The following is a 9661-nucleotide window of genomic DNA, read 5'->3' as shown; positions in this document are numbered from 1 at the left end:
ATGCGCGCCCCGTCGCTGAGCGCGGCCAGGTTGACGGTCACGCCGACGAGGAAGTCGGGGTCGGCCACCGGTTCGCCGTGCACGCGCAGGCGGGCGATTCCGCCGTCCGGGATCATGTTGAGCCGCACGTGGGTGAAGCGGTGTTCGGTGTCTACGGGGATCGGGTGGAGCGCGCCGCCGCCGAGCGGGTGCGGCGGGACGATCAGCTGCCAGTCGGCCCTGGCGAGTTTCTTCGGCGAAGGATATCCGTCGCACCAGGTCGCCTCCAGCGAGCACTGCGGCGGGTAGTTGCCGAGGAAGTGCGCGGTGTCGATGACGACGCAGCGGATGACGCCGGGTGCGCCGAGCCGGACGATCGCGCTGTCGTGGTCGGTGCCGCTTACTCCCGGTGCGTCGGGGCGGCGGCGCCGGGTCTCCCATCCGTCGTAGCGCTGGCCCTTGTGGGTGAAGCTGCCCGGCGCGAACGTGGGCGGATGCGGCTCGATCAAGTTCTCCTTCTCGCCGAAGAACTCGTCGTTCGCCCACACCACCGAACCGCCGAGGGCGCGGGAGGCCAGGTCGGGCAGGGCGGTGAGATCCGGCGCAGTGACTCTTGACGCGGCGACTTCTGACGCGGCGACTTCTGACCCGGCGGAATCCGGCGGCGTCGGCGCTTCCGGGGGCGTGTTCATACCACCGCCCCCGCGACTCGCTCGCGACGCAACAGCCTGCCGCGCGGCACCCCGCCGATCTCCTCGCCGCGCAGATAGGTGGCCCGGACCACTCCCGTCAGCGTCCTGCCGTGATAGGGCGTGATCGGGTTGCGGTGGGCCAGTTGCCCGGCATCCACTTTCCACTGGGCTTCCGGATCGAAGACGACCAGATCGGCGTCGCAGCCCTCAGCGATACGGCCCTTGCCGGGCAGGCCGGCGAACAGTGCGGTGCGCCGCGCCATGACGTCCACGACCGCGGCCAGCCGCCAGCCGCGCGCCCGTGCCTGCGTCCACACCGCCGACAAGCCGAGCTGGACCGAGGCGATGCCGCCCCAAGCCTCCCCGAAGTCGCCGGTCTCGCGCCGCTTGAGGTCCGCGGTGCACGGCGAGTGGTCCGACACGACAAAGTCGATCAAACCCTCCTCGAGCGCCGACCACAGTCGCTGTCGGTTGGCGGCCGAGCGGATCGGCGGGCAGCACTTGAACTCGGTCGCCCCGTCCGGGATCTCCTTGGCGTCGAAAAACAGGTAGTGCGGGCAGGTCTCGACGGTCACGTCCGTGCCCGCCGCGCGCGCCGCCGCGATCAGGCTCAGGGGCGCGGCGGAGGACAGGTGCAGGATGTGAACCCGCGCACCGGTGCGGCGGGCCACGGTCAGGACGTCGGACACGGCGGCCAGTTCGGCGGAATCCGGTCGGGTGGCGAGGAAGTCGGCAAAGCGGGTGCGGTCGTGGGGGTGGTCGTCGCGGTGGAGCGTGGCGTTCTCGCCGAGGATCGCGCTGTCCTCGGCGTGCACGATCAGCGTGGCGTCGAGGGCGGCGAGGTGGCGGGCGGCTGCCTCGAGCCCTGATGTGGACAGCGGCGGGAACTCGGGCACGCCCGAGTCGGCCAGGAAGCACTTGAAGCCGAAGACCCCGGCCTCGTGCAGGGCCGTCAGGTCGGCCGCGTCGCGCGTGTTCTCGGGGACCGCGCCGCCCCAGAATCCGACATCGACGACGCATTTGCCGGCCGCGGCCGCTCGCTTGATCTCGAGCGCGGCGACGCTGGTCGTGGGCGGCAGGCTGTTGAGCGGCATGTCGATCAGGGTCGTGACCCCGCCGAGCGCGGCCGCCCGGGTCGCCGAGGCGAAGCCCTCCCACGGGGTCCGGCCCGGCTCGTTGACGTGTACGTGCGTGTCGACGAGGCCGGGCAGCAGCGGCAGGTCGCCCACGTCGGTGTCGCGGTCGGCGTCCACGGGCGCGTAGTACGGGAGGATCACGGCGACGCGTCCGTCGGCGACGCAGACCGCGGCCGGGCGCTCGCCGTCCGAGAGGATCGCCCGGCGCGAGCGCAGGACGAGGTCGAAGCGGTCGCGTCGCACCATTTTGTCAGCCGCCTGCCGTTTGGGCCGCGTAGGCGCGCCAGTCTGCGTGATCGGAGATGTCGCGGTAGGCGTCCTCGGGCTCTGCGTAGGTGCGGCGGCGCACCATCGCGAGAGTTCCCGTGCCGTCCTCGAGCTCGATGACACCGAGTTCGAGTTCGTCCGGCTCGGCCGGGAGCAGCCGTTCGCGCAGCGTTTCCCAGCGCACGTCGTACAGTTCGCCGACCACTCGCACGCCAATGCTGTCGCCAAGCTCCGGATCGAGCGCCGGAAAGCGGTCGCCGACCGAGTAGAACCGGTACTTCGGCGCGGTGCGCACGACGCCGACGAGCGGCGCGCCGTCCAGCAGATGGTGCAGCGGGCCGCCGCGCATCGCGCCGCCGTTGAGGAACATGTGAGGCATCTTCAATCACCCCGTTCCAGCGGTGCGCGTTGGAGCTGATTGCGTCGCATGGCGGATGCCCAGGGGTTCGACGTGCTGTGCATCGGGCGGTCGGTGTCACGCAACGGGAGCCCGGTGCCGCCATGCGCGAGGGCGACGATCTCCGCGCCGATCGCCAGCGCGACGTGTTCGGGCTCGCGGCCGCCGAGGTCGAGGCCGATCGGCGAGCGCAGCCGGGCGATTTCGTCCTCGGACACACCCGCCGCGCGCAGCCGCTCCAGCCGGTCGGCGCAGGTGCGCCGCGATCCGATCGCGCCGACGTACGTGGCCGGGGAACGCAGCGCCACGGACAGCGCCGGGACATCGAACTTGGCGTCGTGGGTCAGAATGCAGATCACGGTGTTCTCGCGGATCGGCGTCACGGCGAGGTATTCGTGCGGCCATCCGATGGCGATCTCGTCGGCCTCGGGGAAGCGCTCGTGCGTCGCGAAGACGGGGCGCGCGTCGCTGACCGTGACCCGATATCCGAGGAATTTGCCCATGCGCACCAGCGCGGCGGCGAATTCGACCCCGCCGACGACGATCATCCGGGGCGCCTCGTCCCGGGCGCTCGCCGCGCCGGCCTCCAGCTCGGCGATGACCGTGGTGTCAGTGCTCGGATCGATCCGCCGGACGGCGACTTCGATCGCGCCGCCGCAGACGAGCCCGGGGGCGAACGGCTCGCCGCCGGCGGCGTCGAAACGGCGGCGCTCGGGCCGCCCGGTGCGCAGGACTTCGCGACAGAGCTCGTACACCTCCGCCTCGACGCAGCCCCCCGACACGTTCCCGGCGACGATCCCGGCCTCGTCCACCGCGAGGGTGGCGCCGACGTCGCGCGGCGCGCTGCCGAACACGGCCACCACCTGCGCCAGCGCGTACGGTCGGCCCTTGTCGTGCCAGCTGCGCAAGGTCGCGGCGACCTCGCGCAGCTCGAACAGCTCAGACATCGATGACCTCCCGGTTCGCGCCGACCCGCGGATCCGCCCGCCGGTCGGCCAGGGCGATGTGCTCCGGCCGGATGGGCACCCGGTTCAGCGGCAGCCCGGTCGCGGCCCGCACCGCCGCAGCGATCGCCGGGGTCGACGAGAGGGTGGGCGGCTCGCCCGCGCCGCGCAGGCCGTACGGCGCCGCCGGGTCCGGGTGCTCGAGGATCTCCATGCCGAGCGGCGGCATGTCCAGGATCGTCGGAATCAGGTAGTCGGTGAAGGACGGATTGCGGATCTTCCCGTCCTGCGTGACGATCTCCTCCAGCAGCGCCAGGCCGAGGCCCTGGGCCGTTCCGCCCTGCAGCTGCCCTTCGAGCGCCTGGCGGTTGAGGATTCGGCCGACGTCCTGGACCAGGTCGAGCCGGACGACGCGGATCAGGCCGAGTTCGACGTCCACGTCGACGACGGCGCGGTGGACCGCGAAGGCGAACTGGACGTGGGAGCTTCCCTGGCCGGTGAGCCGGTCGAGCGGGCCGGTTTCGCGGTGCCGGTATTCGCGGGTGGCCTCGAGGGTTTCGGCGCCGAGGATCTGGGTCAGGTCGGCGAGCGGTTCGCCTTGGCTGGTCAGCAGTTTGCCGCCGCCGAGCCTGGCGTCGTCGGGTACTGCGATGCCGTGTGCCCGGGCGCGTTCGAGCACCAGCTCGCGGACGGCTTCGCAGGCGGCCTTGACCGCACCGCCGGTGACGTAGGACTGCCGGGAGGCCGATGAGGACCCTGACGAGCCGACGCGGGTGTCCGCCTGCGCGACGGTCGCGTTCTCGACGCCGAGTTCGGTGCGGGCGATCTGGCCTTGGACGGTGACCAGTCCCTGCCCGACTTCGGCGGCAGCGGTGTGCACGATCGCGACGGGCTCGCCCTGCTTGGCGCTGAGGGTCACGCGCGCGGTTGAGTAGTCGTCGAAGCCTGCTGAGTAGCAGATGTTCTTGATGCCGACGCCGTAGCCGACGCCGCGCCGCACGCCCTCGCCGTGGGTGGTGTTGCCGTAGCCGCCGGGTTGGAGCGCGCCGGGGTCCGGCTCGTCCGGCAGCGGCATCTCGCGCAGCCGGGCGAACATCTCGGCCAGCGGCGCCGGGGAGTCGATCAGCTGACCGGTCGCGAGCGTCGAGCCCTGCTTCACCGCGTTGCGGGCGCGGATCTCCAGCGGGTCGATACCGAGGGCTTCGGCGACGGCATCCATCTGCGATTCGTAGGCGAAGCAGGCCTGGACCGCGCCGAAGCCGCGCATGGCGCCGCACGGCGGGTTGTTGGTGTAGGCGCCGTATGCGTCGACGGCGACGTGTTCGACCTCGTACGGTCCGATGCCGAGCGAGGCGGCGTTGCCGACGACGGCTTCGGTGGTCGAGGCGTAGGCGCCGCCGTCCAGGAGGAGCTCGGCGATGACGTAGACCAGGGTGCCATCGCTGCGGGCGCCGTGGGTGTAGCGCATCAGCGCCGGATGGCGGTGTACGTGCCCGAAGAAGGATTCGCGCCGATCGTAGGTCATCCGAACGGGGCGGCCGGTGCGCAGCGCGAGCATCGCGGCGTGAATCTGCACGGAGAGGTCCTCGCGGCCGCCGAACGCGCCGCCGACCCCGGACAGCGCCATCCGGACCTTCTCCTCGGGAAGGCCGAGGCAAGGGGCGATCTGTTCCCGGTCGGCGTGGAGCCACTGGGTGGCGACGTGCAGGTCGACGCCGCCGTCGGGGGCGGGCAGCGCCAGGCCGGCTTCGGGTCCGAGGAATGCCTGGTCCTGCATGCCGACCTCGTACTCGCGGGTGATCTCGACGTCGGCCAGGGCCCTGATCCGCGGGTCGTGCGGGCGGCCGCGGCGCACCGGCTGATGGCGCACCACATTGTCGTGGCCTGCCACGGCGCCGCGTTCGTGCACGCGCGGGCAGGCAGGGTCGAACACGGCCCGGCGCAGGTCCGTGATCGGCTCGAAGACGACGTAGTCGACGACGATCGCCTGTGCGGCGCGGCGCGCGGTGTCCGCGTCGTCGGCGGCCACGATCGCGACCGGTTCTCCCTGGTAGCGGACCTCGTCGATGGCCAGGACCGGGCAATCCTGGACGATCAGGCCGTAGTGTTTGCGACCGGGGACGTCCTCGTGGGTGAGCACGGCGCGCACGCCGGGCATGGCGAGCGCCGGGGCGGTGTCCAGGCGCCGGATCAGGGCTCTGGGGTGCGGACTGCGCAGCGTCGCGCCGTGCAACATGCCCTCTGCGCGCAGGTCGGAGGCGTAGGTGAACGTGCCAAGAACTTTGCCTGCGGCATCTGGCCGCCGCGGGCTGTCGCCGACTCCGCCACCCGGCGTGCCGTTCCCCCATGCGCCGGTCAGACTGCCCCGCCCTTGGCTGGGTATACAGCGCGCGCTCGTGTCGGACATGGGTTTCAGCTCCCTTTTGCGTCCATCATCCGGCGGCTGGCTGCGCGGGCACGCCGGGCCAGACGCGCGGCGTCGGCGGTGCGCAGTTCTCCGTCTTCGACGACGGTGCGTCCGTGGACGGTGAGAAGTTTCAGCGGTGCGGGCGGGCCGAGGACCAGCGCGGCGACCGGGTCGGCGATGTCGGCGTGGCCGAGGCCGTCGAGCCGCCACAGCGCGATATCGGCGCACTTGCCCGGCTCCAGCGACCCGATCTCGTCCTCGCGGCCGAGCAGGCGGGCGCCGCCGCGGGTGCCGAGAAAGAGCGCGGTGCGCGCGTTCAGAGCCCGCTCCGGTTCAGGGCTACCCGCGCGCAGTCGTGAAACGTAGAGCGCCGAGCGCAGTTCCTCCACCAGCATCCCAGACTCCTGCGACGCAGCCCCGTCGACGCCCAGTCCCACCGGCGCTCCGGCGTCGAGCAGATCCTTGACACGGGCGTGGCCCGCGCCGAGCCGGCCGTTGGAGCTCGGGCAGTGCGCGGTGCCGGTTCCGGTGGCGGCGAAGCGTTTGACCGCGGCGTCGGACAGGTGCACGCAGTGCGCGAGCCAGACGTCCGGGCCGAGCCAGCCGAGGGATTCGGCGTATTCGGCGGGGGTGCACCGGTGCGTGGCGAGGCAGAACTCTTCCTCGTCGACGGTCTCGGCCAGGTGCGTGTGCAGCCGGACCCGGTTGGCGCGGGCGAGCGCGGCGGACTCGGCCATCAGCTCGCTGCTGACCGAGAACGGCGAGCAGGGGGCCAGGGCGATCCGGGTGAGCGAGCCGGGCGACGGGTCGTGGTAGCGGTCGATGGCGTCCTGGCTGGCGGCCAGGATCCGGTCGAGGTCCTCGACCACCTCGTCCGGCGGCAGGCCGCCGTGGGCGCGGCCGCGGTCCATCGAGCCGCGGGTCGGGTCGAAGCGCAGCCCGATCAGCCGTGCGGCCTCGATGGTGGCGCCGAGCAGGTCGCCGGCCCCGCGCGGGAAGACGTAGTGGTGGTCGGTGCTGGTGGTGCAGCCGCTCAGGGCGAGCCAGCCGAGCCCGGCCTGCGCCGCGGCTGCGACGGCGTCCTGGTCGATGCGGGCCCAGCGCGGGTAGAGCTCGGTCAGCCAGCCGAACAGCGCGGCGTCCTGGGCCAGGCCGCGGAAGATCCACTGGTAGAGGTGGTGATGAGTGTTGACCAGGCCGGGCGTGGCCAGGCATCCGGCTCCGTCGACGCGGCGCGCTCCGGCCGCGACGGGCGGGGCGGCACCGGCTCCGACCGCGACGATCGTGCCGCCGCCGAGGAGGATGTATCCGTTCTCGTATTCGGCGCCCTGCGCGTCGACGGTGGCGATGGCGCAGTTCTCGATGACGGTGTCGACGGTGCTCTCTGAACCAACACCGCGCTCTGAAGAAAAGCCGCGCTCTGAACCAACACCGCTCTGTGAACTAGCACCGTGCCCTGAATCAACACCGTGCCCTGAGTCGGGCGCGCTCGGGAGGTTCGTCCCGGGGCTCATGCGGCAACCTCCCGAACGTGGCGGGCCGCGACCCGCACCGCATCGATGATCTTCTCGTATCCGGTGCACCTGCACAGGTTCCCGGCGAGTTCCTCCCGGACGACCGCGTCGTCGAGTTCGACGTCGCGGCGGACGAGGGCGTCCACGGCCACGATCAGTCCGGGCGTGCAGAATCCGCACTGCACCGCGCCGCACTCGATGAAGGCCTGCTGGACCGCGCCGGGCACGCCCTCGGCCGCGGCCAGACCTTCGACGGTGCGCACCTCGCGGCCCTGCGCCTGCCCGGCGGCGACGAGGCAGGAGCAGACCGGCTCGCCGTCCAGGTAGAGCGTGCAGGATCCGCATTCGCCCTGCTCGCACGCGTTCTTCGAGCCGGGCAGGTCGAAGTGTTCGCGCAGCGCGGTCAGCAGGCTGATACCCGGCGGCACCCGGTCGGCGGTCAGCACGTCGCCGTTGACGGTCAACGTGAGCCGGATGGTGCCGGCCGCGCTGTCGCTCGCGGTTCGCGCCGGACTCGTCATGCCGGTACGGGCTCTCGGTTGTGCGCCCCGTTTCCAGCGGTCCGGACCCAGCGCAGCGCGCGGGTCGCCAGGACGGCGAGGGCGTGGCGGCGGTAGTCGGCGGTGCCGCGCACATCGTCGATGGGGCTTGCGGCTTCGGCGACCAGTTCGCCGAAGCGTTGCGCCGCCGCGGTCGGGACGCTGAGCGTGGTCCAGTCGAGCGCACCGGCCAGGAAGCGCTCCGCGGTGCGCGCGGCGAGCGGGGTCGGGCCGGCTGAGCCGATGCCGGTGCCGACGCGGTGGGCATCCAGGTCGAGTGCCAGCGCGAATGAGCAGACCGCGATGACCATGGCGCCGCGCGAGCCGACCTTCGAGAACTGCTGGGGTCCGGCTGCGGTGGGGATCAGCACGGCCCTGATCAGCTCGTCGGGCGCGAGCGCGGAGTGCTTGACGCCGGTGAAGAATCCGTCGATCGGGATGTGCCGCACGCCGCGGAACGATTCGGCCTGCACGACGGCGCCGGTGGCCAGCAGCGCCGGATGGGCGTCCCCGGCGGGCGAGGCGGTGCCGAGATTTCCGCCGACGGTGGCCCGGTTGCGGATCTGCGGCGAGCCGACGGTGCGCGCGGCCATCGCCAGCGCCGGCAGCCGGTCGGCCAGGTCGGAGATGATCCGGGCGTACGGGACAGCGGCGCCGAGGTGCACGGTGCCGCCGACCACGTCCCAGTCGCGCAGCTCGCGGATGCGGCCGAGGTCCATCAGGGCGCTGGGTCGGCGCAGGTCGAAGTTGAGCTCGACCATCACGTCGGTGCCTCCGCTGATCGGTACCGCGTCCGGGCGGGCGGCCTTGGTCTCCAGGGCCTCGGCCCAGGATGCGGGGGCGAAGAAGTCCATAGGGTGCTGCGTCCTCAATCCTGTGTCTGCGATGCGTAGTGTTCGGTCTCTGTCGTGCGCGGTTCCTCCGTGCTGTGCTCGCCTGTGCTGTGCTCGGCGGTTCATTCCCAGGCGCGGCCCGGGTCGGGTGCACCGACGCGTGTGACGGTGCCTTCAATCAGCCCGTAGGGCCGGTCTGCGACGTAGAAGACCTCGTTGTCGTTGTCCAGGCCGAAGGGGGACAGGTCGGCAGCGAAGTGGTGACGGTTAGGCAGGGCGAGGCGTACTTCGCAGACTCCTGCCTGGTCGAGCAGGAGCCGACGGCCCATCGCGTAGAGCGTCTGCTGGAGGGAGCGGCTGTAGGTGTCGGCGAACGCGGCGAGCAGCGCGCCGCGCGCTTGTTCGTACGCCTTGTCCCAGTCGTCGGCGCCACGCTCGTCGCCGAGGTCGGTGTGCCGCCACTGCGCGTTCACGGCGGTGGCCAGGATCCGGTCGCGAGTCTCCCGCAGCGTGGTGTATTCGTCCTTGTAGAAGCCGTGGAACTCGGAGCCGGTGCTGTTGAGGACGACGAGGTCTTTCAGACCGCTGACAACGCTGTGGGTACCGTCCGCGTCGTGGTGGACCAGCGCGGTCCTCGTCTCGCCTCCGGTGCGGACGAAGGAATGCCGGCTGCTGACGTCCGGAATCCGGCCCCAGGGGTACTCCTCGACGGCGACGCGGGCGCGGTCGATGTAGGGGCACGTGGCCAGGAAGTGGCGGGCGAGCAGCGACGCGAAGGTTTCCGGTGCGCCGACGCCGTGCCGCTTCGCGAGGGCGAAGACCGCGTTCTTCTGGGCGTCGGTGGTCAGGACCTTCGCGTTGTCGCCGGTCAGGTGCGTGTCCTGCTGGTCGCCGGACAGCGCGATGCTCACATTGAGGTCCCTGATCGTGTGCGTGCCACCGCTCTTGGCGAC

Annotated in this window: 8 protein-coding genes and 1 pseudogene; all 9 read right to left on the bottom strand. The window is 71.8% G+C overall.

Features of this window, described 5'->3' with window-relative positions; translation table 11 throughout:
- Window positions 1-671 (bottom strand): annotated as a pseudogene (locus VGZ32_RS18885) (hypothetical protein); the annotation flags it as partial.
- Window positions 668-2053, bottom strand: coding sequence for an allantoinase AllB (gene allB / locus VGZ32_RS18880; RefSeq protein WP_326887402.1), 1386 nt, complete (start codon window positions 2051-2053; stop codon window positions 668-670). The pseudogene VGZ32_RS18885 and the gene allB, both read right to left, overlap by 4 nt.
- Before the next feature lie 4 nt (window positions 2054-2057).
- Window positions 2058-2453 carry an allophanate hydrolase-related protein gene (locus VGZ32_RS18875; RefSeq protein ID WP_326887401.1) on the bottom strand — a complete coding sequence of 132 codons (396 nt, stop codon included), beginning with the start codon at window positions 2451-2453 and terminating at the stop codon, window positions 2058-2060.
- A 2-nt stretch (window positions 2454-2455) separates the two neighbouring features.
- A complete protein-coding gene (locus tag VGZ32_RS18870; RefSeq protein WP_414642565.1) occupies window positions 2456-3400 on the bottom strand; it encodes an XdhC family protein in 945 nt (314 codons plus the stop codon).
- A 10-nt stretch (window positions 3401-3410) separates the two neighbouring features.
- Window positions 3411-5822, bottom strand: coding sequence for a xanthine dehydrogenase family protein molybdopterin-binding subunit (locus VGZ32_RS18865; protein WP_326887399.1), 2412 nt, complete (start codon window positions 5820-5822; stop codon window positions 3411-3413).
- Window positions 5823-5827: 5 nt separating this feature from the next.
- The gene (locus tag VGZ32_RS18860; RefSeq protein WP_326887398.1) at window positions 5828-7336 is read right to left on the bottom strand and encodes an 8-oxoguanine deaminase; all 1509 of its coding nucleotides are present in this window, start codon (window positions 7334-7336) and stop codon (window positions 5828-5830) included.
- Window positions 7333-7812, bottom strand: a complete 480-nt coding sequence (locus VGZ32_RS18855; RefSeq protein ID WP_349263656.1) for a (2Fe-2S)-binding protein — start codon at window positions 7810-7812, stop codon at window positions 7333-7335. The genes VGZ32_RS18860 and VGZ32_RS18855 overlap by 4 nt, the downstream gene beginning before the upstream one ends.
- Before the next feature lie 41 nt (window positions 7813-7853).
- Entirely contained in the window at window positions 7854-8729 is an 876-nt protein-coding gene (locus VGZ32_RS18850; RefSeq protein WP_326887396.1) for an FAD binding domain-containing protein, read from the bottom strand.
- A 101-nt stretch (window positions 8730-8830) separates the two neighbouring features.
- Window positions 8831-9661, bottom strand: an 831-nt coding sequence (pucL, locus tag VGZ32_RS18845) for a factor-independent urate hydroxylase (RefSeq protein ID WP_326887395.1), incomplete at its 5' end; no start/stop codon positions are given.

Origin of the sequence: Actinocrinis sp. (assembly GCF_035938995.1) — a bacterium.
Classification (GTDB): Bacteria; Actinomycetota; Actinomycetes; order Streptomycetales; family Catenulisporaceae; genus DASZGI01.
This window is presented reverse-complemented; position numbering and strand designations above follow the sequence as displayed.

What these genes read in the sequence shown, in the direction of transcription:
- VGZ32_RS18875 (WP_326887401.1), bottom strand. Translation starts at nt 2,453, where the DNA reads ATGCCTCACATGTTCCTCAACGGCGGCGCGATGCGCGGCGGCCCGCTG.
- VGZ32_RS18865 (WP_326887399.1), bottom strand. Translation starts at nt 5,822, where the DNA reads ATGTCCGACACGAGCGCGCGCTGTATACCCAGCCAAGGGCGGGGCAGT.
- allB (WP_326887402.1), bottom strand. Translation starts at nt 2,053, where the DNA reads ATGGTGCGACGCGACCGCTTCGACCTCGTCCTGCGCTCGCGCCGGGCG.
- VGZ32_RS18860 (WP_326887398.1), bottom strand. Translation starts at nt 7,336, where the DNA reads ATGAGCCCCGGGACGAACCTCCCGAGCGCGCCCGACTCAGGGCACGGT.
- VGZ32_RS18850 (WP_326887396.1), bottom strand. Translation starts at nt 8,729, where the DNA reads ATGGACTTCTTCGCCCCCGCATCCTGGGCCGAGGCCCTGGAGACCAAG.